The 25,776-nt window shown below is 74.5% G+C and carries 19 protein-coding genes and 1 riboswitch; of the genes, 11 read left to right on the top strand and 8 right to left on the bottom strand.

Features of this window, described 5'->3' with window-relative positions; translation table 11 throughout:
• Window positions 1-34 precede the first annotated feature (34 nt).
• The gene (locus ACF1BH_RS03255; protein ID WP_391640661.1) at window positions 35-379 is read right to left on the bottom strand and encodes a hypothetical protein; all 345 of its coding nucleotides are present in this window, start codon (window positions 377-379) and stop codon (window positions 35-37) included.
• A gap of 300 nt (window positions 380-679) precedes the next feature.
• Between ACF1BH_RS03255 and ACF1BH_RS03250 the strand changes: the two genes are divergently transcribed.
• Window positions 680-1,975, top strand: a complete 1,296-nt coding sequence (locus ACF1BH_RS03250) for a hypothetical protein (RefSeq protein WP_391641002.1) — start codon at window positions 680-682, stop codon at window positions 1,973-1,975.
• A 118-nt stretch (window positions 1,976-2,093) separates the two neighbouring features.
• Here ACF1BH_RS03250 and ACF1BH_RS03245 read toward each other — a convergent pair whose 3' ends face one another.
• Complete coding sequence (locus tag ACF1BH_RS03245; protein WP_391640660.1) at window positions 2,094-2,303, bottom strand: hypothetical protein; 210 nt, start codon at window positions 2,301-2,303, stop codon at window positions 2,094-2,096.
• Window positions 2,300-3,880 carry a PspC domain-containing protein gene (locus ACF1BH_RS03240; protein WP_391640659.1) on the bottom strand — a complete coding sequence of 527 codons (1,581 nt, stop codon included), beginning with the start codon at window positions 3,878-3,880 and terminating at the stop codon, window positions 2,300-2,302. Before ACF1BH_RS03240 ends, ACF1BH_RS03245 begins: the two co-directional genes overlap by 4 nt.
• A gap of 311 nt (window positions 3,881-4,191) precedes the next feature.
• Here ACF1BH_RS03240 and ACF1BH_RS03235 point away from each other — a divergent pair, with 311 nt between their 5' ends.
• From ACF1BH_RS03235 to ACF1BH_RS03215, 5 genes are all read left to right on the top strand, one after another.
• The gene (locus tag ACF1BH_RS03235; protein ID WP_391641001.1) at window positions 4,192-6,048 is read left to right on the top strand and encodes a serine/threonine-protein kinase; all 1,857 of its coding nucleotides are present in this window, start codon (window positions 4,192-4,194) and stop codon (window positions 6,046-6,048) included.
• A gap of 151 nt (window positions 6,049-6,199) precedes the next feature.
• A complete protein-coding gene (locus ACF1BH_RS03230; protein ID WP_391640658.1) occupies window positions 6,200-7,480 on the top strand; it encodes a PspC domain-containing protein in 1,281 nt (426 codons plus the stop codon).
• On the top strand, window positions 7,477-7,689 hold the full coding sequence (locus tag ACF1BH_RS03225) for a hypothetical protein (RefSeq protein WP_391640657.1): 213 nt from the start codon (window positions 7,477-7,479) through the stop codon (window positions 7,687-7,689). The genes ACF1BH_RS03230 and ACF1BH_RS03225 overlap by 4 nt, the downstream gene beginning before the upstream one ends.
• Before the next feature lie 34 nt (window positions 7,690-7,723).
• Window positions 7,724-8,551 carry a LuxR C-terminal-related transcriptional regulator gene (locus ACF1BH_RS03220; protein ID WP_391640656.1) on the top strand — a complete coding sequence of 276 codons (828 nt, stop codon included), beginning with the start codon at window positions 7,724-7,726 and terminating at the stop codon, window positions 8,549-8,551.
• A 269-nt stretch (window positions 8,552-8,820) separates the two neighbouring features.
• Window positions 8,821-9,945, top strand: coding sequence for an alpha/beta hydrolase (locus ACF1BH_RS03215; protein WP_391640655.1), 1,125 nt, complete (start codon window positions 8,821-8,823; stop codon window positions 9,943-9,945).
• Between the two features lie 112 nt (window positions 9,946-10,057).
• Here ACF1BH_RS03215 and ACF1BH_RS03210 read toward each other — a convergent pair whose 3' ends face one another.
• Entirely contained in the window at window positions 10,058-10,780 is a 723-nt protein-coding gene (locus ACF1BH_RS03210) for a GNAT family N-acetyltransferase (protein ID WP_391640654.1), read from the bottom strand.
• Between the two features lie 112 nt (window positions 10,781-10,892).
• Here ACF1BH_RS03210 and ACF1BH_RS03205 point away from each other — a divergent pair, with 112 nt between their 5' ends.
• Window positions 10,893-11,246, top strand: coding sequence for a hypothetical protein (locus ACF1BH_RS03205; protein ID WP_391640653.1), 354 nt, complete (start codon window positions 10,893-10,895; stop codon window positions 11,244-11,246).
• 140 nt (window positions 11,247-11,386) lie between these two features.
• On the opposite strand, the gene ACF1BH_RS03200 is transcribed toward ACF1BH_RS03205, so the two are convergent.
• A complete protein-coding gene (locus ACF1BH_RS03200) occupies window positions 11,387-12,532 on the bottom strand; it encodes an NlpC/P60 family protein (RefSeq protein ID WP_391640652.1) in 1,146 nt (381 codons plus the stop codon).
• A gap of 7 nt (window positions 12,533-12,539) precedes the next feature.
• Window positions 12,540-12,725: riboswitch (cyclic di-AMP (ydaO/yuaA leader) on the bottom strand.
• 263 nt (window positions 12,726-12,988) lie between these two features.
• On the opposite strand from ACF1BH_RS03200, the gene pcrA reads away from it, so the two are divergent.
• Window positions 12,989-15,493 carry a DNA helicase PcrA gene (gene pcrA, locus ACF1BH_RS03195; protein ID WP_391640651.1) on the top strand — a complete coding sequence of 835 codons (2,505 nt, stop codon included), beginning with the start codon at window positions 12,989-12,991 and terminating at the stop codon, window positions 15,491-15,493.
• A gap of 71 nt (window positions 15,494-15,564) precedes the next feature.
• Here the strand turns inward: pcrA and ACF1BH_RS03190 are convergent, their stop codons facing one another.
• Window positions 15,565-17,355: a peptidoglycan DD-metalloendopeptidase family protein gene (locus tag ACF1BH_RS03190; RefSeq protein ID WP_391641000.1), complete on the bottom strand. Its 1,791-nt coding sequence runs from the start codon at window positions 17,353-17,355 to the stop codon at window positions 15,565-15,567.
• Between the two features lie 647 nt (window positions 17,356-18,002).
• On the opposite strand from ACF1BH_RS03190, the gene ACF1BH_RS03185 reads away from it, so the two are divergent.
• Window positions 18,003-18,461 carry a cobalamin B12-binding domain-containing protein gene (locus ACF1BH_RS03185; RefSeq protein WP_391640650.1) on the top strand — a complete coding sequence of 153 codons (459 nt, stop codon included), beginning with the start codon at window positions 18,003-18,005 and terminating at the stop codon, window positions 18,459-18,461.
• A gap of 108 nt (window positions 18,462-18,569) precedes the next feature.
• On the opposite strand, the gene ACF1BH_RS03180 is transcribed toward ACF1BH_RS03185, so the two are convergent.
• Window positions 18,570-20,288, bottom strand: a complete 1,719-nt coding sequence (locus ACF1BH_RS03180) for a DUF5691 domain-containing protein (protein WP_391640649.1) — start codon at window positions 20,286-20,288, stop codon at window positions 18,570-18,572.
• A gap of 190 nt (window positions 20,289-20,478) precedes the next feature.
• The gene (locus ACF1BH_RS03175; RefSeq protein ID WP_391640648.1) at window positions 20,479-21,837 is read right to left on the bottom strand and encodes an SWIM zinc finger family protein; all 1,359 of its coding nucleotides are present in this window, start codon (window positions 21,835-21,837) and stop codon (window positions 20,479-20,481) included.
• 247 nt (window positions 21,838-22,084) lie between these two features.
• Here ACF1BH_RS03175 and ACF1BH_RS03170 point away from each other — a divergent pair, with 247 nt between their 5' ends.
• A complete protein-coding gene (locus tag ACF1BH_RS03170) occupies window positions 22,085-23,194 on the top strand; it encodes an AAA family ATPase (protein WP_391640999.1) in 1,110 nt (369 codons plus the stop codon).
• 14 nt (window positions 23,195-23,208) lie between these two features.
• Window positions 23,209-25,740 carry a DUF5682 family protein gene (locus ACF1BH_RS03165; RefSeq protein ID WP_391640998.1) on the top strand — a complete coding sequence of 844 codons (2,532 nt, stop codon included), beginning with the start codon at window positions 23,209-23,211 and terminating at the stop codon, window positions 25,738-25,740.
• The last annotated feature ends 36 nt before the right edge of the window (window positions 25,741-25,776 follow it).

Genomic DNA, 25,776 nt, shown 5'->3' with positions numbered 1-25,776 from the left:
CCGGCCGGCCTGGTCGAGGGGGCTCCCTCCGTGGTCAGTTGCGTGCGAGGAATCCCCGGGCCGCCGTGACGAACGCGGTGCGCGCCGCCGTGTACGTCTCCCACGCGCCGTCCGGCGCCGCATCGACGCGGTGCAGCGCCCGGAGCCGGTCCATCAGCTCCCGGGCCTGCTCGACCGGGCCCACGCCCTCCACGTCGAGCATGTTGAACGCGGCCTGCGTCGCCGCGTAACTCTCCCGGGTCGCCGCGAGGGCGGCGTCGAGGGAGCCGTAACCGCCCTCCAGGCGGCGCCAGATCACCGCGCCCTCGGCGTCGCTCGCGGTGAGGAACGCGGCGTACGCGTCCCGCCGCGCGAGATACATCAGCGGATCCTTCGGCACCGGCCACCTCCACCGTGCGGGGACAGGGCGGCAGTATCGGCCGCGCGGCCCGACTAATGAAGAGCCGGTACGCCGGCGGATACCCGGCCGCCCCGGGCGCGCGCCGGGGCGTCAACCCGGACACGGTGCCTTCACCCGCCGCCATCTGGACGTTTCCCCGCACCACCCGACACCTGCGGCACACTGCCTCCGGACGTAATCCCTTACGGGGGAAGGAAGTTGACACCGAACGCGGCCCGAGGGCGGCGCGGGGTCATGGCGAGCGGCGGTGACGTAGCGGTGGAAGCGGCAGACGGGGCGATGGGGGCGCCCGGTGCGGGAATGACTCCGGGGACGAGTGACGGCGCCGGAGGGGAGGGGTGCCGCTGTGGCCGGTGCGGGCACGGGGCGCGCGCCGCCCACCGGAAGGCGGTCGCGGCGTTCGTGGCGCTGCGCGAGGAGTACGCCGCCGGGCGCGGCATACCGGCCGGACTGACCCGCTCCGCCGGGGCCGCCCGTCAGTGGATCTCCGACGAACTCACCCTCTCCGCCCGGGGCCTGACGGCACACGCCGCCGCCACCCGCACGGCCTGGCTCGACGCCGTGCACCGCTCCACCCTGCGGACGCTGTGGGGCGCGGTCGCCGCGCTCCTCCTCGGCCAGGCGCTGACCGCGGTCGGCGGCGGCTGGACCGCGCACCGTACGGCCACGCTGACCGCCGCCGTCGCCCTGGCGCTCGGCGGCACCGTGACGGCATGGCGGCACCGCGGGCACGGCGGCGTACTGGCGCCGCTCACCGGCGAGGACCAGCGGCTGTCCACCTCCCGTACGGTCGCGGCCGGTTGGTTCGGCGTGGCGGTCTTCGCGGTACTGACGGCCGTGACCGGGAACGTGCTGCCCGGCGGGGCCGTACCGCCCCCGGTGGCGGCGGACGGCGCGCTGTCCGGGCGGGCCGCACTGGCCCCGCCGATGCTGCTCGTCCTGCTGACGGTGGGCGGTACGGCGGTGGCGGCGCGCGCCGTGGTGGCCGCACGGGTCCGGACCGGCCGGCTCCAGAAGCCGGCGGCCGAACGCCCCCGGGCCGTCGACCTCTTCGCCGACGACGCGGGCCGCGCCGACCTCGCCGCCACGCAGTATCTGCTGGTGAACGTGGTGGTGGCGGCGCTCGCCCTGACCGTGGTGAGCGGGCCGCCCGGACTTGTCCGGCCGTCCGCGGGCTGGGCCGTCGCCGCGCTCGTCGTGGTGTCGGCCGCCGGTTACCTGGCCGCCAAGTGCGACGAGGGCGGCCGGCCCGTCATCCTGTCGGTGGTCCGCGCCCGGGAGCCGGGCGATCTGCCCGCGCCGATCCGCCCGGGCGATGACATCGAGATCCGCGGCACGGGCTTCGTCCCGCCGGGCGCCCGCACCCCTGACCTGCTGTCCCGCATCGTCGTACGCATCGGAACGGTGCATGTGCCGGTGCCCCTGGTGCCCGGACCGGGCGGCTTCGCCAGCCCGGCGGACGCCGCCCTGACCGTCCCCGTACCGGCCGACATCGACCCGGGCCCCACCGAGATCCGGGTGATCACCGCCTCCGGCGCGGAGTCGGCGGTCCGGGTCGTGGAGGTGGGGGAGTAGGCAACGGCCCGACGCCTCCCAGGAGGCGGGGCATCGGGCTGTGCCCCGTGTCCCCGTCCCGTCTTGTGCCCGCCCCCTCGCGCCGTGGCTGCGCCGTGGTCGTGGCGCCGGCTCGTCGCTACCGCTCCGCGCCCGGGCGCCCCCGGCGGGCGACCGCCCAGATCACGGCGGTGACACCGGAGACCAGCAGACCGGCCGGTATCGCCAGGAAGAGCCAGGGCCCGGGGGCGCGCCAGACATCGAGGGCGTCGAGGGCGTAACCGACACCGACGGTCACCGCGGCCAGCCCGCAGATCAACCGTGCCGGTTCGAAGGGGTGACGCTTCATGAGGTGCCTCCCTGGGACGGCCGGGGGCCGGGAACGAGCGTGACGGCGCGGGGAGCGGAGGGTATGCGCTCGTCGGCCGGCACCGGCGGGCCGACCGGAGCGAGCGCGGCGACCGGTAGGGCCGCGGCAGCGGGGAGCGCCCCGGTCCGCGAACCGGCCGACGGCGGGGAAGCCGCGCCGGACGACGGCGGGGGCGAGGGCTCCGCGGGCGAAGGCGGCGGAGCGTGACGGACGTCGATCTGCCCGGCGCCCACCCGGAGCGTCAGGTCGAGGAAGCCGCGCGGCTTCTCCCCCTTCCCCAACCCCTTGGCGGGCAGCGTGACCGTGCGGGGCCGGCCGCCCGCGGAGATCCGTACGTCGTCGGCGGGCTCGCCGGGCAGCCGCACATCGCCGAGCCCCAGCGACAGATGCACCGTCGTCTCCACACCCGGCGGAAGCGTCACCTCCAGGCGGCCCGCGCCCACCTCGGCGCCGGTACGGATCGTGCGACCGTCCTTGACGGACAGCTCTCCGAGGTCCAACCTGCCTTCTCCGGAGCCGAGTTCGTAATGCCGCTGGACGGCGGCGACTTCGGTGGGGGTCCAATGACGGTTCTGCCACTCGGCGCTGAGGTTGTCCGGCAACACCGTGGACACCGCGAGGAGCGCGGCGGTCAGCACCATCATGAAGACGGTGCCGCCGCCCGTCCGCCCCAGCCAGGCGCTGACCACCAGCCCCAGCCCGAACACCACCAGCGCACACGCCAGACCCGCCTGCAGCGCGTGCGAGAACGGCGCGTGCCGCTCGACGCCGAACGTCGTACCGGCGCCGCCGAGCGCGGCCAGCAGGAAGACCAGGCCACCGATCTGCGGCCCGGACCGCGCCCGGCGCCGTGGCGCCGCAGCCGCACCGTCCGGACGGGCCGCCGCTCCGCCGGGGCGGAAACCGGGCGGCCACACGGGGCCACCGGGTACACCGTGGCCGCCCTCATAGGTGAGGTCGGCATGCTCCGGCCCCCACAGATACATCAGCCCGGCCGGCTCCTTGCCGAGCGGCCCCCGCCACCACGACAGCGCCTGCGGGCCGGGCGGCGCCTTGGTCTCCGGCGGCGCGTCGGCGACGGCCTGCGCGGTGGCCGCGTCCCGGGGGCCGGGGCCCTCGATGCCGCCGCCCCGGTGACGGCGCGACCAGTACGCGGCGCCGGCCACCGCCAGCGTCAGCAGGACGGCGAAGGACATGACGCTGCCCTTGCCCAGCGTGGTGAGGAACAGCCCGCAGCCGACCAGCGCGAACAGCAGCGCCGTCAGCGCCGATCCCTCGACCCGGCCGGAGAGCAGCCGACGGCCCTCGTTCTCCTCCTCGCCGTGGAGCGGGATGATCAGCCAGGCGAAGCCGTAGAAGATCAGCCCCAGGCCGCCGGTGACGGAGAGCACGGCGAGGACGATCCGGAAGATCACCGGATCGAGGTCCCACTGCCGGCCCAGGCCGCCGCAGACGCCCGCGACGACTTTGTGCCGTCGGCTGCGGCGCAGCGGCGGGCGCGGCGGGGCGGTGCCGTCGGGCGCTGCCGATTCCTCGGCGGGGGCTGCTTCGTTCATGAACCCATGGTGACAAGCGCGACGGAGTCCCGGCATCCGTGGAAACCCTGGTCGAACCCTGAGATCGACCTCGAGCAACCCCGATATCACCCGCGGGTTCGCATATCCCCCCGAGATGCCTCGGCGCGGTGGACGGACCGTGCACCCGCGCGGCAGGCGAGGGCCGGATCGGCCGGGTCGGAGACTATCGTTGCGCCCTGGATACGTACGGGTTTCCGGAGGGGCGTGCGGTGACGGAGGCGGCGTCGGTGGACGAGGGGCGACTGGTCGCCGGGCGATATCGCCTGATCGAGCGGATAGGCCGCGGCGGTATGGGCACCGTATGGCGGGCCCGGGACGAGGTCCTCGCACGCCAAGTGGCCGTCAAGCGTCTGCACGTCTCGCCCCAGTTGGACGCGGAAGAGCTGGCCCTCCGCCATGAGCGGACCACCCGCGAGGCGCAGGCCGCGGCACGGATCAACCACCCCAACGTGGTCAGCGTCCACGACGTGGTCCTCGACGACGGGCTGCCGTGCATCGTCATGGAGTACGTCCCGGCCGGGACGCTCGGTGACCTCATCAAGCAGGCGGCGCGGGAGAACCGCTTCGTGGACCCCCGGGAGGCGGCCCGGATCGGCCGCGGCATGATCGCCGCGCTGCGCGCCGCGCACGCCGCCGGGGTACTGCACCGTGACGTCAAGCCGGGAAACGTCCTCCTCGGCAACGAGGGCCGCGTCGTCCTGACCGACTTCGGGATCGCCGTCGCCTCCGGCACGTCCACCCTCACCAAGACCGGCGAACTGGTCGGATCCATCGACTACCTGGCGCCCGAGCGGGTCAAGGGCGGCACCCCCGGTCCCGCGTCCGACCTGTGGGCGCTGGGGGCGACGCTCTATCAGGCCGTGGAGGGGCGGCCCCCGTTCCGTAAGACCACGGCGGTCGAGAGCGCGTACGCCATCGCCGTCGACCCGTTGGAGCCCCCGGCGCACGCCGGGCCGTTGGCGCCGCTGATCGAGGCGCTGCTGGAGAAGGAGCCCGGCGACCGGCCGACGGCCGAGGTCGTCGAGCAGGCGCTGCGCACCGCCGAGGCGGAGGTGGACACCGCGCTGATCGGCTGGCCGACGCTGGCCCTGGGCACCGTCGGGCGCGGCGGCTCCGACACGGCGAGCGGCTCCGAGGCGCCGACCCGGCCGGTCGTACCGTCGGACACCGCGGGCGGCGGACGGTCCGACCAGGCACGCAGCAGTACGGGCGCCACCACCGGCCTCACCGGAGGAGCGGGCGGCACCGGAGCGTTCACCGACCCCCGGGTAGCCCCCTCTCCGGGCACCGCCGCCGCGGTCACCGACACCGCGACCGCCGATTCCGCGACCACCGGCCGGGTCACCGGAGCGGTGGCGGACACGCGTGGCCTCACCGAGACGGAGGCGGAGGCCAGACGGGTCGCCGAGGCGGATACCGGCTCCCTGGGCGGCGCGCTCCTCCCGGCCGCCGGGGGAGCGGCCTTGGCGGGGACCGACGAGACGGGCCCGGTCGCGCTGACCCCACCGCCCCGTAAGCGGCGCGGACGGGTCGCCCTCTGGTGTGCGCTCGGCGTGCTGGCGACCGGCGGCGGCGCGGGCGGCGCCTGGTACGCGCTCCACGGGACGGGCGGCGGCTTGGGGCAACCGGCGAAGAGCAGCACCCCCGCACAGCCTCCCGTGTCCGAGCACCCCATCGGGCCGCCCCCGCGCACCCCGGACGGTATGCACCGTGTCGAGGAGCGGCAGCTCGGGGTCTCCTACCCGGTGCCGGACGGCTGGACGCGGCAGGTGAAGGACGGCGGCCGGCAGATCGTCTACATCTCCCAGGCCTCGCTGGCCCAGCTGACGATCAGCGTGCTGGACTTCTCCTCCGGCGACCAGGTGGCGCACTTCAAGCAGGTCGAGGCGGACCTGCAGAAGCAGTATCCGAGCTACTCGCGCAAGCGGCTGCAGGACACGATGTACCAGAACGACCCGGCCGCCATCTGGGAGTTCACCTTCCAGGGAAAGGTGCGGGAGTACCACGGCATCGACCTCGGGTTCGGCCGTGAGGGAGAGAAGGAGTACGCGATCTACGTCTCCGCGCCGAGCGCCGACTGGGCCAGGTTCAGCGACCTCTTCTCCAAGGTGAAGGACGGCTTCCGCAAGAGCGGGGACGCGAGCTGAACCCCGCGCCCGCCCGCGCCGGGACCGCCGAGGCGCGGTCGCACGGCACCCGCACCGGCGCAGGATGCCGTCGGCGGCATCCGTAAATCTCAGGGACCGAGTCAGGGTCCACCCTGATGTCCCCCGGCCCGCCGCGTGTGACGATCAGTGCATGACCACAGCCCCGCCCCGCGCCGGAGCGCACCACGCGTCCGCGCAGGAATCCGACGAGCCGCCCGTGCGCAAGCTCTACCGCAGCGCCGACGGGCGGTTGCTCGGCGGCGTCGCGCGCGGACTCGCGGGGCATCTGGGACTCCCCGTCTCCTGGGTCCGGGTCGTCTTCGTCGCGCTGTTCCTCGCCGAAGGCATGGGCGCGCTGCTCTACGCCGCGTTCTGGTTCTTCGTCCCGCTCGGCGTCGGCGGGGTGGAGGACCGCCGGGCCACGGCCGACGGGGCCCGCCGCGCCGGGTTCCGCAGACCGGACACGGGCCAGGTCATCGCGTTGATCGCGCTGCTGGCCGGGTCCGCCTTCGTCGCCTCCCGGTTCCAGTTGGGCCTCGGCAGCGGCTATCTGTGGCCGGTGCTGCTGATAGCCGCGGGTGTCGCCCTCGTCTGGCGGCAGGCCGACAACGCCCGCCGCGCACAGTGGCTGGAGCTGGGCCGCCGCAAGGGCGTCCTCCCGGCGCTGCGCGGTGCGGCCGGGGTGGTGCTCGTCTGCGTCGGAGTGACCGGCATCGTCGTGCTCCAGGGCTCGGTGGGTCACCTCAGCTCGGTGCTCCAGGCCGCGCTCGCCGTCGTCGTCGGTATCGCCCTGCTCGTCGGCCCCTATCTCGTCCGCCTGATACAGGACCTCTCCGAGGAGCGGCTGATGCGCATCCGCGCCCAGGAGCGGGCCGAGGTGGCCGCCCACGTCCACGACTCCGTACTGCACACCCTCACCCTCATCCAGCGCAGCGCCGACGACTCCCGCGAGGTCGCCCGGCTCGCCCGCGCCCAGGAGCGGGAGCTGCGGGCCTGGCTGTACCGGCCCGAGGGCCGCACCCAGGAGGAGGGCGAGGAGCCGGCGACCCTCGCCGACGCGGTGCGTCAGGCGGCGGCCGAGGTGGAGGACCACCACGGCGTACCGATCGAGGTCGTGGTCGTCGGCGACTGCCCGCTGGACGAGGCGCTGGGCGCGCAGATGAAGGCCGCCCGCGAGGCGATGGTCAATGCCGCGAAGTACGGCGGCGACGGCGGGCCGGTGCAGGTCTTCGCGGAGGTGGAGGGCCGCACGGTCTTCGTCTCGGTACGCGACCGGGGGCCGGGCTTCGATCTGGACGCCGTCCCCGACGACCGGATGGGCGTCCGCGAGTCCATCATCGGCCGGATGGAACGCAACGGCGGCACCGCCCGGCTGCGGTCCGTGCCCGGCGGCGGCACCGAGGTCGAGCTGGAGATGGAGCGCGCCGAATGACGCCGTCCCCCGGCTCGCCCCACGCCCCGTCCCTCCCCGCCACCACGGCCGCCCCCAACGCCCTCCCCGCGAACGCCCCGACGAGCACCCGGGCGACCGGCACCCATATGACCGGCACCCCCATGACCGGCACCCCCATGACCGGCACCGCGCCCACCGGGCGCCGCATACGCCGCGGCGGCGACACGGCCCGCCGCACCGCGCGATGATGACGACGCAGACCACGAGGGACGGACGGAAGAGATGAACAGCGACGGCGCACAGCAGGGCACGAGCGGCGGCGACGCCCCCCTGAGCACACCGGTCGGCACCGGCACACCGGCCCCCGACGCCGCCACGGCACCCGACGGGCCCGCGACGCTGGGGCCGGTGGACGGCTCCCCGGTCGGTGACGGGGCGGGCGAGGAGCAGCGCACCGTACGGGTGGTGCTCGTCGACGACCACCGGATGTTCCGTACCGGCGTCCAGGCGGAGATCGGGGTGACGGAGCGGACCGGTGTCGAGGTGGTCGGCGAGGCGGCCGATGTCGACCAGGCGATCACGGTCATCACCGCCACCCGTCCCGAGGTCGTGCTCCTGGACGTCCATCTGCCCGGTGGCGGCGGTGTGGAGGTGCTGCGCCGCAGCGTGACGCAGATGGCCGACCCGGAGCGGCCGGTCCGTTTCCTGGCGCTGTCGGTCTCCGATGCGGCCGAGGACGTCATCGGCGTCATCCGGGGCGGCGCCCGCGGCTACGTCACCAAGACGATCACCGGTAAGGACCTGATCGACGCGATCTTCCGGGTGGCCGACGGCGACGCGGTGTTCTCCCCCCGGCTGGCCGGGTTCGTCCTCGACGCGTTCGCCTCGACGGACGCCCCGCCGGTGGACGAGGACCTGGACCGCCTCACCCAGCGGGAGCGCGAGGTCCTGCGGCTGATCGCCCGCGGCTATGCGTACAAGGAGATCGCCAAGCAGCTCTTCATCTCCGTCAAGACGGTGGAGTCGCATGTCTCCGCGGTGCTGCGCAAGCTCCAGCTCTCCAACCGCCACGAACTGACCCGCTGGGCCGCCGCCCGCCGCCTGGTCTGACACGGGGCCGTGCTCCGGGCCGGGCCGCCCCGGAGCACGCCGGAGGGGCGCCAGGCCCGCCGAGGAGGGCGATCCCGGCCCACCGGGGCCGGGGCCCGGGTGCCGCTCCGGAGATCCGTCCGGCGACAGGAGGAAAGAAGCTCGCGAAGAGGGGCAACCAGGACGTCGTGGAACGCCGTCTAACGGCGCGGAAAGGCTCGCTGCCGTCGGCGCGGCCACCACCCCGTCGATCGCGTACACGTCGTACATGTCCTGGAAGCGAGATCCCGATGAGCCTGACGGGCACGCCCTTCTTCCTCACCTCGCTTCTGCTGCTGGTCGTCGCGATCGTCCTGCCGCTGGCGCTGTGGAGCCGGATAGCCGGGCCGCGTCCGGTACGCGGCGCCGTCCGTCTGGCGATGCTGCTGTTCGCCCAGGCCACCGCCATCACCCTGGTCTTCGTACTGGTCAACAACGCCAACAACCTCTACGACACCTGGGACGACCTGCTCGGCACCGGGAGCCACATCGAGGCGGCCCACGATCTCGGGCCCGACGGGCTGGGCGGCCGCCAGATCTCCGCCGAGCCGCGCCGGGCCCAGGCGTTCCGCCCCGCGGACGATCCGGTGGTCGGCCCCGGTGTGCAGGTGACGGAGCTCCAGGGCCGTATCTCCGGTGTCAGCGGTGAGGTGTATGTCTGGCTGCCGCCGCAGTACCACGACCCGGCGTACCGGACCAAGAAGTTCCCGGTGGTCGAGCTGCTGCCCGGCTATCCCGGCTCGGCCAAGTCCTGGCTGGGCACGCTGGCGGCCGGCCGGCAGCTGCAACCGCTGATGGAGCGCGGGGAGATCAAGCCGTTCATCCTGGTCGCACCGCGTACCAACATCTACCAGGGCGCCGACACGGGCTGCGTCAACATCCCCGGGAAGGTCAACGCCGACAGCTGGCTGACCGTCGACGTACGCCAGATGATCATCGACACCTTCCGGGCCGAGGACCGCGCCGATTCCTGGGCGCTGGCCGGTTACTCCGCCGGGGCGCACTGCGCGACCCGGCTCGCGCTGGCCCACCCCGACCGCTACCACGCGGCGGTCGGCATGTCCGGGTACAACGACCCGGCGGGCGAGGCCACCTCGCTCGCCGGCAAGGACCCGAAGCTGCGGATCGAGAGCAACCCGCTGCACGAGCTGCGGGAGGCCAACCTGGCCGGCCGCCCGCCGCGCACCGCGCTCTTCCTCTCCGGCGCCTCCGGCGACGGCTACGAAGCCGGTCTCGGACTGCAGCGGGAGGCCCGGCGCCCCACCACGGTGACCGTGCAGCACATCGGCAAGGACGCCGGTGGTCACACGAGCGCGGTGTGGCGCGAACAGGTCCCCGAGATCTTCCGCTGGCTGAGCCACCAGGTCCGGAGCTGACGCACCGGGCCCGCGGAGCGCCCGCGCCGCGCACCCGGGCCTGCCGTGCCGCCCCGCCGCCCGCGCCCCGCGGACCGCCCACGCCCCGTGAGCCTCCCGCGCCCCACGCCCCTCACCCCTCGCAGACCATCTCCGTCACCGGGGAGCGCAGGCACCAGCCCAGGGCGGTGTACAGCTCCCGGCCGGAGGGGGTGGCGACGAGTACGCCCTCGGTGGCGCCCCGCCGGGCGGCGTGGACGCCGAGCGTCGTCATCACCAGGCGGCCCAGGCCCCGGCGGCGGTGTGCCGGTTCGGTGGTGATCATGTCGTAGACGGCGGAGACCGGGGCGCCGCCCGTGCCGCCGGTGAGCGCGGTCCGGCCGCTCGCGGCGGGTACGCCGGCCGCGTCGCCCGTGGCCCACACCCGTACGTCCAGGATCCCGTCGCACTCCTCGGTGTCGAGGCGGTAGCCGGGCGGAGCGGGCGTGACCTGGTCGGACGGTGGCGGCGGGGCCGTCATGAGGTACTGCGGCCCGTGGAGGCGCCAGGCGTCGGAGAGCAGCGGCGCGACCTCGGCACGGGGCGCGAAGATCTTGAGCCAGGTGTGCGGCGCCGCCACCGTACGGGCCAGGTCGCGCAGCGCCCCGGGGTCGGGGGCCGGGACGATGTACCGCACGGCGTCCCGCGGAGATCCCAGCTCGATGCGGAAGCCGCCCGGGACCGCCCGCGGCGCCGGGTGGGTGCGGGCCCGCGCCCACCCGTGTGCCCAGACCTCGATGACCCGTACGAGACCGGCCCGGTCGGCGATGCCCACCGAGCCCCCTGAACCGGCGCCCTTGCCGTTCCCCAGCTCCATGCGCCGCAGCCTAGAACCGGCCCCACGGCGCGGACAGGCCACGAACAGGCCAGGAACAGCCGCGACGAGGCCCCCCGAAGGTGTTATGGGGGAGACCGTTACGATCCGTCGTATGGACGTAGTAATCAATGTCTTCGTCGGTCTGCACATCATTGGTATCGCCTCCCTGCTGGGGGGCTTTCTCACGCAGATGAAGGCGATGGGCGCGGGCACCGCCCGGTTCGTGCCGGCGATGCTGCACGGTGCGCTGACGATGCTGGTCACCGGCGTCGCGCTGGTCGGCCTGAACCAGGCCCAGGGCAGCTCCGTCGACAACATCAAGATCGGCGTCAAGCTGGCCGTCCTGGTCGTCATCCTGGGGCTGGTCTACGTCAAGCGGGACGAGGAGAGCATCGCCAAGCCGCTGTTCGGCACGGTCGGCCTGCTCACCATGGTCAACATCTTCATCGCGGTGCTCTGGACCTGAGCCCGACCGGGGCGCGCGGCCGCATCCCCCGCGCCCCCGGCACACTCCGCGTACGCCTCCGGCCCGGCCCCTCACCGAGGGACCGGGCCGGAGCCGTGCAACCGGGGAGGCGCGCGGTGCGACGGCCTCCCCGAGGGGCGTCACGCGGGGCGGACGCTGCCGTAGATCGGCATGTAGTAGATCGACTCGATGCGGACGCTGGCGCCCGGCTTCGGGGCGTGGATCATCTTGCCGTCGCCGATGTACATCCCGACGTGGCTGATGTCGTTGTAGAAGAACACCAGGTCACCGGGGGCGAGGTCCTTGGTGGCGACGCGCTGGCCGACCTTGACCTGGTCCCACGTCGTACGCGGCAGGCTCACCCCGGCCGCCTTCCACGCGGCCTGCGTCAGCCCGGAGCAGTCGTAGGAGTTGGGGCCGGTGGCGCCCCAGACGTACGGCTTGCCCATCTGGGCGCGGGCGAACGCGAGCGCCTTCTCGGCCTTGGTGCGGTACGAGCCGTCGGCCGGGCCGCCGCCCTGGCCCGGGTCGGTCGTGCCCGTACCGGGGGAGCCGGTGTCCGCGCCGCCGCCGGGCTGCTCGTGCTGCTTGCGCTCCTCCTCCTCGGCCTTGCGGCGGGCCGCCTCCTCCTTCTGGCGCTCCAGCTCCGCCAGCCGCGCCTTCTCCTGGGCGGTCAGCTCGGAGAGCAGCTGGCGGGCCTCGGCCAGCTTGCCCTGGACCGTCCGCTTGGAGCCGGCCAGCTCGGACCGCGACTCCTGGAGGCGGTCCAGGCTGCGGGTCGCCTCGGCCCGCTGGTGGGCGGCGGCGGCCTGTTGCTCCTGGTAGGCGTCGACGGCCTGCTGCTGCCGCCCGGTCAGCCGCTCCATCAGATGGCTGCGGTCGGCGAACTGCTGCGGGTCCTTGGAGAACATCAGCTGCGCGGTGGTGCTCACCCCGCCGCTGCGGTACTGCGCGGCGGCGAAGGTGCCCAGCTCCCGGCGGGCCTCGTTGAGCTTGCCGGTGCGGCGCGCCGCGGCGTCCTGGAGGTCGCTGACCTCGGACCGCCGCGCGTCGACGCGCTCCTTGACGGCGTTGTACTTCTGGGTCGCGACCTCGGCCTGGCGGTAGAGGGTGTCGACCTTCTTCTTGACCTCTTCGACGGTCGGCTTCGGGGAGCGGGGGGACGCCTCGGCAGACTGCGAGAGCAGGGTGACCGTGGCGAGGGCCGCGGTCGTCAGGCCGGCGGCCGTCCGGCGGCTGCCGGGCGAGATGAGGACGCGGGTACGCGGCTTGCGGTGCGACGGCAAGGCCGACGACTCCTTCCGTGGACCGCCTACCGGGTTAGCTGTCGGGTTCGGGCGGTGTCGCAGACGGAAGGCTTGCCCTACGGTCCGTACGTGCGCACGCGCGCGGCCGTACCGACCGATTCACCCCGGTGGTGCTGATGGGTCCCCGGCTCCGGGTGCCGTGGGGCAGGGCCGGACTCGGCGGAGGCGGCCCGTGCGGACGCTGTCGTCCACGGGATGCGGGCAGCCCGAGCGTGAACCTAGCCAACTCGTGTGGCTCCTGTGAAGGCAGATGTTCGATTTGCCCGAAACCTTTTCGTGGCCTGTGTGCATGAGGTGACGTTCGTGTGGGCAGGGCGAGGCTTCTGCGTGGAATGCCGGGTTCCCGGGGCGACGCGGAGCGGAACGCCCCGGACTTCCGGCCTTTCCCCGGCTCCGGCCCCGACTGTCAGTGGGGCGGCCTAGACTCGGTGGGCGATGAGCAGCCTCTTTGACGACAGCTTCCTGGCGGACCTCGCCCCCAAGGACGAGGAGCCCCCGCCGCCCCCCGAGGACGAGCACGGCCCGGCCCCGGAGGAGGTCCCGCACGACCTCTTCAGCGGGAAGTTCGACGCCCCCGTACCCCGGGACGCGCACTACCGCGACGGCGCCGCCCGCCCCGCGGTCGACCCGGCCACGCTCCTGGAAGGGCTCAACGACGCCCAGAAGGCCGCCGTGGTGCACTCCGGCGGCCCGCTGCTGATCGTCGCCGGAGCCGGTTCCGGCAAGACCCGGGTGCTCACCCACCGCATCGCGCACCTGCTCGCCGCCCGCGGCGTCCACCCCGGCCAGATCCTCGCGATCACCTTCACCAACAAGGCCGCCGGTGAGATGAAGGAGCGCGTCGAGGAGCTGGTCGGCCCCCGGGCCAACGCCATGTGGGTCTCCACCTTCCACAGCGCCTGCGTCCGCATCCTGCGCCGCGAGTCCAAGCACCTCGGCTTCACCTCGTCGTTCTCGATCTACGACGCCGCCGACTCCAAGCGCCTGATGGCCCTGGTCTGCCGCGATCTCGATCTCGACCCCAAGCGGTTCCCGCCCAAGTCCTTCAGCGCCAAGGTCTCCAACCTCAAGAACGAGCTCATCGACGAGGAGACCTTCGCCGGACAGGCGGCCGACGGCTTCGAGAAGACGCTGGCCCAGGCGTACGCGCTCTACCAGGCGCGGCTGCGCGAGGCCAACGCCCTGGACTTCGACGACATCATCATGACGACCGTCAACCTCCTCCAGGCGTTCCCGGACGTCGCGGCCCACTACCGCCGCCGCTTCCGCCACGTCATGGTCGACGAGTACCAGGACACCAACCACGCGCAGTACACCCTCGTGCGCGAGCTGGTCGGTCCGGCCGAATCCGCCGCCGAGCTGTGCGTCGTCGGCGACGCCGACCAGTCGATCTACGCCTTCCGCGGCGCCACGATCCGCAACATCCTCCAGTTCGAGGAGGACTACCCGGACGCCACGACGATCCTGCTGGAGCAGAACTACCGCTCCACCCAGACCATCCTCTCCGCCGCCAACGCCGTCATCGAGCGGAACGAGAACCGCCGCCCCAAGAACCTCTGGACCGAAGCCGGCGAGGGCCCCCGCATCACGGGGTACGTCGCCGACACCGAGCACGACGAGGCCCAGTTCGTCGCCGAGGAGATCGACCGCCTCACCGACGCGAAGGACGCCCGCGCCGGAGACGTCGCGATCTTCTACCGCACCAACGCCCAGTCCCGCGTCTTCGAGGAAATCCTCATCCGCGTCGGACTGCCCTACAAGGTCGTCGGCGGCGTCCGCTTCTACGAGCGCAAGGAGGTCCGCGACATCCTCGCGTACCTGCGGGTGCTCGCCAACCCGGAGGACACCGTCCCGCTCCGCCGGATCCTCAATGTCCCCAAGCGCGGCATCGGTGACCGCGCCGAGGCGATGATCGACGCCCTGGCACTCCGCGAGAAGATCAGCTTCCCCCAGGCGCTGCGCCGCGTCGACGAGGCGTACGGCATGGCCGCCCGCTCCGCCAACGCCGTCCGGCGCTTCAACACCCTGATGGAAGAGCTGCGCACCATCGTCGAGTCCGGCGCCGGACCGGCCACCGTCCTCGAAGCGGTCCTGGAGCGCACCGGATACCTGGCCGAGCTGCAGTCCTCCACCGACCCGCAGGACGAGACCCGGATCGAGAACCTCCAGGAACTCGCCGCCGTGGCCCTGGAGTTCGAGCAGGACCGCGTGGCCGGCCCCGCCGCGGAGGGCGCGGACGCCGATGCGGAGGAGCCCGTATCCGGTGGCACGCTCGCCGACTTCCTGGAGCAGGTCGCACTGGTCGCCGACTCCGACCAGATCCCCGACGAGGACGAGGACGGCAGCGGCGTCGTCACGCTCATGACCCTGCACACCGCCAAGGGGCTGGAGTTCCCGGTCGTCTTCCTCACCGGCATGGAGGACGGCGTCTTCCCGCACATGCGCGCCCTCGGCCAGACCAAGGAGCTGGAGGAGGAGCGCCGCCTCGCCTACGTCGGCATCACCCGCGCCCGCGAGCGCCTCTACCTCACCCGCTCCACGATGCGCAGCGCCTGGGGACAGCCGTCGTACAACCCGCCGTCGCGGTTCCTGGAGGAGATCCCCGCGTCGTTCGTCGACTGGCGGCGCACCGGCCCGGCGACCCCGTCCGCGACGATGGGCGGTATGCGCTCCGGCGGCAGCGGGGGCGGCGGCGGTCTCAGCTCCGGTTTCGGTACACCGCGGGCCAAGAGCGGCCCCAGCGGGTTCGCCACCCGGCGGGGCAACGACCGCCCGGCGGTGGCGCTCACCGTCGGCGACCGCGTCACCCACGACAGCTTCGGCCTCGGCACGGTCACCGGCGTCAAGGGCAGCGGGGACAACGCCGAGGCGACGATCGACTTCGGCGGTGAGAAGCCCAAGCGGCTGCTGCTGCGGTACGCCCCGGTCGAGAAGCTGTGAAAAAGGCCCGGCCCTCAGGGGGCCGGGCCACCACGCGGGCGCCTGCCGGAGTGACCGGCGGGCGCCGGACGTCAGTTGGGGTTGAGCCCGTGGCTCTGCAGCCACGGCAGCGGGTTGATCGGCGAGCCGCCGCCCGGCCGCACCTCGAAGTGCAGATGCGGGCCGGTGGAGTTGCCGGAGCTGCCCGAGTACGCGATCTGGTCCCCGGCCTTGACCGAGCCGGAGCGGATCTTGGTGCTGCTGAGGTGGCAGTACCACGTCTCCGTACCGTCGGGTGACGTCACGATCGCCATGTTGCCGTAGGCGGAGTTCCACTGGGTGCGGACGGTGCCGTCGGTCGCGGCCATCACGGGGGTGCCGTACTGGACGGGGAAATCGATGCCGGTGTGGACGGACATCCAGTTGACGCCCGCCTGACCGAAGAGCGCGCTCAGCCCGTGCTGCGAGACCGGCAGCAGGAACTTCGGGCGCAGGGCCTCCTTGCGCCGCGCCTCATCCTCCTTGCGCTTCTTCTCGGCGACCTGCCGGGCCTTGAGGTCGATGCGCTCCTGGGTGCGGCTCGCCCGGTCGGCGAAGTCGTCGGCCCCGGCGCTGAGTCCGGCGAGCTGGGTGTCGAGCTTGCTGTTGGCCGTCGACGGCTTGACGCCCCCGGCCTCCGGCGCCGCCTGCGCCGCCTCGTCCTTCTCGTCCCCGCCGAAGCTGCCGACGGTGGCCGCCGCGGCGGCGCAGACACCGAGGGCGGCGACCGAGGGCACCGCGATGGTCAGCAGCGCCGAGCGCTTCGCCGTCCGGCGGCGGCTGCGGCTGCGCCCGGAGGGGGCGGCGGCCCGGCCGTGGTCGGGGGCGTCGTCGGTGAGGTCGGACGGGACGACCGGGACCGCCTGGGTCATCGCGTCGGCGACCGCGGCGGCGCGCGCCCCCGAACCGGACCCCGGGGACCCGGCCTCGGGCCGCGGCGGTTCGGCGGGCTCGTGCGGCAGTGCGTCGACGGCCGGGGGGCCGCTCTGCGCCGGGATGATCGCGGTGGCCGCCTGGTCGATCGTCGGCCACACGGCGGTGGCGTCGTGCCCGGCGACGTCGTGCCCGGCGTCCTCGGTGAGGACCGGCCACACGGCGGTGGCGTCGTGCCCGGCCGCGCCGTGCCCGATGTCCTCGGTGAGGACGGGCTGCGCGGCCGTGGCGGTCGCCTCGTAGCCGCCGGTGCCGTAGGCCGTCCGGTCGTCGTACCCGGTGGTGTCGTAACGGCCGGCGCCGATGGAGAAGCCGCCGCTGCCGAGGGGGTCACCGGCGTAGTCGTACGTGCCGGTGCCGGGTGCGTCCGCGACGGGTCCGGCGGTGTCGTAGGTGCCGGTTCCGTAGCCGGCGTGGTGCGTGCCGGTCGCGTAGGCGCCGGTGTGGGTGCCGTACCCGTCGTCGTAGCCGTACGCAGAGGTGCCGGCGCCGGGCGTCTCGTGGCCGGTGTGGGCGTACGGGTCGTAACCGCCGGCCTGCGCGTCCGTGCCGTAGCCGTTCCCGTAGCTCACGGTGTGGTGCGCGCCGGTGTCGTAACCGGTCGTGTCGTACCCGACGGTGGGGTAGGCGCCCGTGTCGTGCGTGCCGGTGCCGTACGAGGACGCGGCGTAGGAACCGGTGTCGTAGGCGCCGGTGCCGTACGGCTCGCCGCCGTAACCGGCCGTCGGATACGGCCCGGTGCCGTAGTCGGCGGGCAGGGAACCGAAGAGCGGATCACCGCCGTCGTAACCGGCATAACCGGCCGCGGGATGCTGCTGCCCGTATGAGTCGTACGCGGCGGAGTGCCCGTACGAGGCGTCGGGAGCGGGGCCTGTCGGGAGCGGACCCTCCGACGGGTGACGGTCGTTCACCACCAGCTTCTCTTTCGCCTCGGCAGCAGGAGAATTAGCGGCGACTGTACCCGGCGGTACGCGACGCCGACAATCTTCCTCAGGTTTCGGGTGGGACCGGGGTGGGCATTTGGTCGCCTTTCGGGGGCATCCATGCCTTCTCTTGGTGTCCCGTTCGAGAGCGCACGGGCGTGGAACCCGGCGCACGTGCGGTGACCGGGCCGGCGGGGCCGGAATTCCCTTGCCGTATCCGGCGCGTTCCGGGCATGCCGTTCGTGGCGATATCGAATGCGGATATCGCGCCACGGAATGGCAAGGGATGGCTTGATATCGATCTTTTGGTGGCGATGGTGCTCCGGGAACGGTGCGGGCGAAGGGTTCCGTGAATGCCGGGTGCATTCCGCCGGGGTGCCGTGTCGGCGCCGCGGGCGGGTGCGGACGGCGTGCGGGGGCCGCGCGGCGCGCCCGTTCCGCGCGGGGGGCCGGACATCGGGCCGCGGCAGGGGTGTTCGCGTGTGATTTCCCCCTCCCCGCATGTCACGGGACCGCCGGGTGCGCGATGCTGGCGATAACGTTCGTTCACTTGCGGCCACCGGACCGGACGGCCGCGCGATCGGTTGTCGGCTCGGCGGCACACACGACGTGCCGTGCATGACTTGGAGGCGGTTATGGGTGTGGCACGGCATGACGAGGCGCAGGCGGACGCCCGCGGCACGGCCGGTACGGCGGGGCCGATCCGCGTCGTGGTGGCCAAGCCGGGGCTGGACGGACACGACCGGGGCGCCAAGGTCATCGCACGGGCGTTGCGCGACGCCGGTATGGAGGTCATCTACACCGGTCTGCACCAGACTCCGGAGCAGATCGTCGACACCGCGATCCAGGAGGACGCCGACGCCATCGGCCTGTCGATCCTCTCCGGCGCCCACAACACCCTCTTCGCCAAGGTGATCGCGCTGCTCAAGGAGCGCGACGCGGACGACATCAAGGTCTTCGGCGGCGGCATCATCCCGGAGGCGGACATCGCGCCGCTGAAGGAACAGGGCGTCGCGGAGATCTTCACCCCCGGCGCCACCACCACCGCGATCGTGGAGTGGGTGACCGCGAACGTGCGGTCCCTCTCTGCCTGAGGCCGCGCGCGGGCCCGGCCTCCCGGCAGGTGAGGCGACGCGTCCCGGCTGGGGTGGGCGGTACGACCGCCGCCGGACGGGACACCGCGGGGTGTCGGGCACGGCTGCTCACCCCGTTCCGGCTGCGGGACGGCCGTCGGGGGCCGAGGCACCGTCGGGCTTCCCCGCAGCAGGGGCGTCGGCGAGTTCGGCGAGCATGGTGGCGCGGAGGCGGAGGGTGCCGACGAGGCGTTGGAACGCCTCGGCCCAGTAGCCCCCGGAGCCCGGGGACGCGCCCTCCGGCTCGTCGGTGACCGCCGTCAGCATGTCCAGACGGTCCGCCGCGGCCGGGTCCAGGCAACGTTCGGCCAGGCCCATCACGCCGCTGAAGCTCCAGGGGTAGCTGCCGGCGTCCCGTGCGATGTCCAACGCGTCGACCACCGACCGGCCCAGCGGTTCGGCCCACGGCACGGCGCAGACCCCCAGCATCCGGAACGCATCGGCCAGACCGTGCGCCGCGATGAACCCCGCCACCCACGCGGCGCGTTCCCCGGCGGGCAGGACGGTCAGCAGCTTCGCCGTGTCACGCGACGAGCCGCCCGAGCCGCCCTCGGCGTCCTCGGATGCCGCACCGGGGGCGCCCAGCAGGGCCCGCGCCCAGGCGGGATCCCGCTGCCGGATCGCCGCACGGCACCAGGCGTCGTGCAGCTCGGTGCGCCAGCCGTCCGCCACGGGGAGGGCGACGATGTCCTCCGGAGCACGGCCACCGAACCGCTCGGACCAGCGGTGGAGCGGCGCCGCCTCCACCAACTGAGCCAACCACCAGGTGCGTTCGCCCCGCCCCGAGGGGGCCTTGGCGGCCACGCCGTCGCGCCGCATCCCCTCGTCACAGGTGCGCGGTGGCGTCACCCCGATGCCCGGGTCGGCGGGACCGGCCGCACCGGGGGCGAGGCTGACGCAGGCGTGGGCGCGGGCCGCCATCCGCGCGGCGAAGGCGGACTCCGGGAGCGTGGAGAGGAGTTCGGCGGCGGTGGCGCGGACCGTGCGGCTCCGGTCGGCCAACGCCCGCTCCAGGAAAGCCTCGTCGGCCGCTGCCAGGCCCTCGCGCAGCGTGTCGAGGAAGAGCAGACGGTCCTCGGCGTGCTCGGCCGACCAGCTGCCGGCCAGCAGCTCCCGCCCGGCGTCCGGTGCGCTCCGCCGTACCGCGGTCAGCAGGGCCACCCGCTCGGCGAACAGCCCCTCGTCCCACAGGCGCCGCACCGCCTCCGGGTCCTCGGCGCCCGGTGCCGCCCCGCTGCCGGTGGCGCGCAGGGCGAACTTCCAGTCGGCGTGGAACCGCGCCAGCCAGAGGGCCCGCGGGCCGGCCAGCGCCAGCGCCGCCGGGCGCAGGTCGGTCCGGGCGCGGGCGGCGTCGAGCAGGGCGGGCAGCAGCGCCTCGGGGGCGCGGTAGCCGTGCGCCTGGGCGGCGGCCAGCCACTGGGGCAGCAGTTCGGTGAGGTCGGGCGCGGTGCCGCGACGGCTGCTCCCGCCCGCTCCGCCGCGGTCCGCGAGCAGCAGCGACAGCCGGCGGCGGGCGGCCGGAGGTATCACCGGCCGAGGGTCGTCCGGGGCGGGCGCCGGGCGGTCGGCGGCGAGCGCGGGCCGCAGCGCGGCGCGGCGGCGCACCGTGCTGACGGCGGCCGCGTCCAGCAGCGCGGCGGCGGCACTCCGCCCGGGCCGCACCATCACGGGCGGCGTCCGCCGTTCCGTCCCCAGCAACGCCGCACTCACCAGGGCGGACCAGGGGACGGGCGGGGGAGTGACGGTGTCGGCCGAGCCGGTCGAAGAAGGGGAATCTGCGGATGTCATGCCGTACTCCAGGGCATCGGGCGGGGCGTGGGGCCGGAGCCGTCGGGCGGGTGGGGAGAGGAGAGGGAGGGCGGGGCGGCGGCCCGGGGCGCTTCGGGTGCGCTCCGGTACGGGCGCGGGGCCGCCTCGTCCTGCGCGGTGACGGGCGCAGGCTCCCCGCTCACGAGGGGGACCGTCTCCAGGCCCCGCCTCACAGGGAAACCGGCTCCGGGTCCCAGGTGGTCAAGGGGAGGAAGCCGCGGTGGCCGCAGGTGCCGAAGACCGTGACGGGGCGGCCGCCCGATATCGCGATCAGCTGCCACAGGCCCGGTCGGGCCAGGGCGCGCGGGTCGAGCGGCAGCGCGGACTCGCCGTCCGCGTCGGCCAGCTGCCAGCCGGAGTCGCCGTCTCCCGGTGTGGGCGTGACGTCCGCCAGCACCACCGGCCACGAGTCCAGCCAGGGGTCGTCGCACAGCGCCTCGCCGTAAGCACGCAACGCCGCGTCGATGCCGCACCCGGACGGCGTCGGACCCTGGACCGGCGGTGCGTGGTGCGTGCCCAGGGCGGCCCGCAGCGGCCGGGCCCCCGGGTAGAAGGCGAGGTCGGCGTCGAGCAGCAGGCCGGGCGGCAGCGTCGGCTCCAGGGGGCGGCCGCCGCCGGAGTAGGAGAGATGGAGCGCCATCCGGCCGGTCCGCTCACCCCGCAGGTGGATGCGCCGGGCGGTCAACCTGCCCTCGTCGCTGTCATGTTGGGACAGCACCAGCCAGCGGTCCCGGACCGGTGACGCCTCGGGGCCGGTCAGCAGCTCGGCGGTGTCCGTCGTCAGGCCCACCCGGGCGCGGACCGTCGCGGCGAGCGGGGGCGGCAGCCGTTCGACGGCGAGAAAGCCCTGGTCGAGGAGGTGGAGCAGAGCGCATTCCTCCAGCAGGCGGGCGGGCCGGTCGCCGCCCGCAGCGGACAGGGCACCCAACTCGCGGACTCGGGAGGCGAGTCCGGGGGCCTGGGCGTCCACCATGCGGGCGGCCGTTTCGTCCCAGGAGGCGTAACCGGCGCCCTCCGCCGCGGCGAGCCCGGTGCGCAGCAGGTCCTCCAACCGCTGCTCCAGCTCCGCCGCGCCCGCGCCGATCCGGGCCGCCCGCCGCGCCGCGCGGCGGGCCGCGGGCTCCGTGCCGGCGGTGGGGCGGGCGGACGTTCCGCCGTCAGGTGGTGCGGCCGCGCCGCCGGCGGCCCGCTCCCGGCGGCCCGTCAGCCACTCGTCCGCCCAGGGCGGCGGCGCACCGGCGGGAACCGCGTCGCCGCCGGACCAGAGCAGCAGCAACCCCAACGCGTGCTTGCACGGAAACTTCCGGCTCGGGCAACTGCACCGGTACGCGGGGCCGGTGAGGTCGACGACGGTGTGGTACGGCGTCCGGCCGCTGCCCTCGCACAGCCCCCACACGGCGTCGCCGTCCGCGCCCGCCCGCGACCACGGCTCGGGCCCGGCGAGCCTGCCGCCCGCCGTGCGTGATGCCTCGTCAGGCGCGAGCGCGAGCACCTGATCCGTCGTCCAGCGTTCCCCCTGCGGATTCATGTCACCGACGCTACGACCCGCCACTGACAATCGCCCCGGCGCGGAGAGAAGGCGCAGGTCGGAGGCGGTTTCGGAGGCGTTGTCAGTGGTCGGGTGCAGAGTGGGATCCGCAAGCGGCCGACCGCCTGCCGGGCGTCGGCGGCAGTTCGTTCGATGAGGGGGAGCCATGTCCGCGGACGGGTGGAAGACGACGGAAGAGGCGGCGGCGCAGACGCCGGGCGGAGCGCGTCAGGAGCCGCGCGAGCGGATGCCGAAGGGGGCGGACGGCGGCGCCGGGGGAGCGGTGCTGCGTCCACATGCCGAGGAGACGTTCGCGGACGAACTCGCCGCGCTGGCCGCCGCCGACGACCGGCCGCGGCCGGAGCGCTGGCGCCTGTCGCCGTGGGCGGTGGCGACCTACCTCCTCGGCGGCACGCTCCCGGACGGCACGGTCGTCACGCCGAAGTACGTCGGGCCGCGCCGCATCGTCGAGGTGGCGGTGACGACGCTGGCCACGGACCGCGCGCTGCTCCTGCTGGGGGTGCCGGGGACCGCGAAGACCTGGGTGTCGGAGCATCTGGCCGCCGCGGTCAGCGGCGATTCCACGCTGCTCGTCCAGGGCACCGCCGGTACCCCCGAGGAGGCGATCCGCTACGGCTGGAACTACGCCCGCCTCCTCGCCGACGGCCCCGGCCGGGAGGCATTGGTGCCCAGTCCGGTGATGCGGGCGATGGCGTGCGGTGCGACCGCCCGCATCGAGGAGCTGACCCGTATCCCGGCCGACGTCCAGGACACCCTCATCACGATCCTGTCCGAGAAGACCCTGCCCATCCCCGAGTTGGGCGAGGAGGTGCAGGCGGTCCGCGGCTTCAACCTGATCGCGACGGCCAACGACCGCGACCGCGGGGTCAACGACCTCTCCAGCGCCCTGCGCCGCCGCTTCAACACCGTCGTCCTGCCGCTGCCCGGGACGCCCGACGCCGAGGTGGAGATCGTCTCCCGCCGGGTCGGGCAGCTGGGCCGTTCGCTGGATCTCCCGGCCGTCCCCGAGGGGTTGGACGAGATACGGCGGGTCGTCACCGTCTTCCGCGAGCTGCGCGACGGGGTGACGGAGGACGGACGCACCAAGGTCAAGTCGCCGTCCGGGACGCTGTCCACGGCCGAGGCGATCTCCGTGGTGACCAACGGCCTGGCGCTGGCGGCGCACTTCGGGGACGGGGTGCTGCGCCCCGGTGATGTGGCCGCCGGTCTGCTGGGTGCCGTCGTCCGCGATCCGGCCACGGACCGGGTCGTCTGGCAGGAGTATCTGGAGACGGTCGTCCGCGAGCGGGACGGCTGGAAGGACTTCTACCGCGCCTGCCGGGAGGTGACGGCATGAGCGGGTCCGGCGGGATGAACGGGCCCGGTGGCGCGGGTGGGCCCGGCGGCGGACGCGGGACCGCGCCCGCGGAGCCGGTGCTGCTCGGCGTGCGGCACCACGGCCCCGGCTCGGCGCGGGCGGTGCGCGCCGCCCTGGAGCAGAGCGACCCGTGCGCGGTGCTCATCGAGGGGCCGCCGGAGGCGGACGCCCTGGTGCCGCTCGCCGGGCACCCCGGGATGCGCCCGCCGGTCGCCCTGCTCGCCCATGTCCGGGACGCCCCGGGGCGGTCGGCGTTCTGGCCGCTGGCGGAGTTCTCCCCGGAGTGGGTGGCGCTGCGCTGGGCCCTGGAGCGGGAGGTCCCGGTCCGCTTCATCGACCTCCCGGCCGCCCACTCCCTGGCGATGGCCGAGCCAGATCCCGGCCAGGAGCCAGGTCCCGGCCCGGAGCCGGAGCTTGGCCAGGAGGCCGGCCAAGTGCCCGGCCAGGAGCCGGAGCCCGGTCCCGAGGAGGCGCTCGGCGGCGCGCCCGCCCCCGCCGCGCCGGATGCCGCGCTGCGGACCGACCCGCTGGGGGCGCTCGCCCGGGCCGCCGGGTACGACGACGCCGAGGCGTGGTGGGAGGACGTCGTCGAGCACCGTACGGCGGGCGGGTCCGGGGCGGCGGACGCCCTGGCGCCGTTCGCGGCGGTCGCCGAGGCGATGGCCGCCCTGCGCGAGACGTACGGCGACGGCGGGCACCCGCACGACCCGGTCCGCGAGGCCCATATGCGGCTGCGGGTCCGGGCCGCCCGGCGGGAGTTCGGGGACCGCGTCGCCGTCGTCTGCGGCGCCTGGCACGTCCCGGCGCTGACCCGCCGTACGACGGTGGCCGCCGACCGCCGGCTCCTGTCCGGCCTGCCCAAGGTCAAGACCGAGCTGACCTGGGTGCCCTGGACCCACCGCCGCCTCTCCCGGCACAGCGGATACGGCGCCGGAATCGCCTCGCCCGGCTGGTACGGCCACCTCTTCCGGGTGCCCGACCGGCCCGTCGAGCGCTGGCTGACCCGGGCCGCCGGGCTGCTCCGCGAGGAGGACTACGCCGTCTCCCCGGCCCATGTCATCGAGGCCGTACGCCTCGCCGAAGGGCTCGCCGCGGTCCGCGGCCGGCCGCTCCCCGGGCTCGCCGAGACCACCGACGCGATCCGCGCCGTGCTGGGCGACGGCTCCGACGTCCCCACCGCGCTGATCCACGACCGGCTCGTGATCGGGGACGCCCTCGGCGAGGTGCCCGACGACGCACCCGCCGTCCCCCTGCAACGCGATCTGGACCGCACCGCCCGCACCCTGCGCCTCAAACCGGCGGCGGCCGAGCGCGAGGTGGAGCTCGATCTGCGCAAGGAGACCGACGCCGGGCGCAGCCGCCTGCTGCACCGGCTGCGGCTCCTCGGCATCCCCTGGGGTGAGCCGGTCCGGTCCCGCGCCACCACCGGTACGTTCCGCGAGACCTGGCGGCTGCGCTGGGAGCCCGAACTGTCGGTGAAGGTCGCCGAGGCCGGGATCTGGGGGACGACGGTGCGGTCGGCGGCCACCGCGAAGGCCGCAGCGGACGCGGCGTCCGCCACCGCGCTCGCCGAGGTCACCGACGTCGCCGAGCGCTGTCTGCTCGCCGCGCTACCGGAGGCATTGCCGCACGTCATGCGGGCACTGGCGGACCGCGCCGCACTGGACACGGACGTCGGCCGGCTGGCCGGGGCGCTCCCCGCCCTCGTCCGCGCCGTCCGGTACGGCGACGTACGCGGCACGGACGGCGCGGCGCTGCGCGAGGTGGCCGCGGGCCTGGCCGAGCGGATCTTCGTCGGCCTGCCACCCGCCTGCGCCGGTCTCGACGCCGGCGCCGCCACCGAGATGCGCGACCACCTCGACGCCACCCATCGGGCGGTCACCCTGCTGAGCCGCCCGGAGCCCGCCGAGGGAGCCGGGACCGAAGAGGAAACGGGGGACTCCGCCGCCGGCTCCGCCCCCACCGCCGCGGACCGCTGGGCGGGGGCGCTGCGCGCCGTCGCCGAACGGGAGCGCGTCCCGGGGCTGCTCCGGGGGCGGGCCGTGCGGTTGCTGCGCGACGACGGGCGGCTCGGGGACGGTGGCGCGGAGCGGCTGATGGGCCTCGCCCTGTCGTCCGCCGCCCCGCCCGCGGACGCGGCCGGCTGGATCGAGGGGTTCGCCGGGGGCAGGGACGGCGACGGCATGGTGCTGGTCCACGACGAGCGGCTGCTGGCGCTCGTCGACGGGTGGCTGACCCGGGTATCGCCCGAGGCGTTCACGGACGTACTCCCGTTGCTGCGCCGGACGTTCGCCGCGTACGGGCCCGGGGTGCGCCGCGCCCTCGGCGAGCAGATACGCCGCGGCCCCGCCCTCGTACCGCAGGCGCCGGGGTCCGGCCGGACCGCGGGACCGGACGACGCCGTGCCGGTACCGGGCTTCGGCCCCGGTCTCGACCGTGACCGCGCCGCCGCCGTCCTGCCCACCCTCCACCTGCTGCTCGACCCCGCCCTGCACGTCAACGATCCCTTGGGGAAGGCATGTTGAACGCCACCGACCGCACGGACCCGCACCCTGCCCCCG

Origin of the sequence: Streptomyces sp. NPDC014733, from assembly GCF_043083385.1 — a bacterium.
Classification (GTDB): domain Bacteria; phylum Actinomycetota; class Actinomycetes; order Streptomycetales; family Streptomycetaceae; genus Streptomyces.
This window is presented reverse-complemented; position numbering and strand designations above follow the sequence as displayed.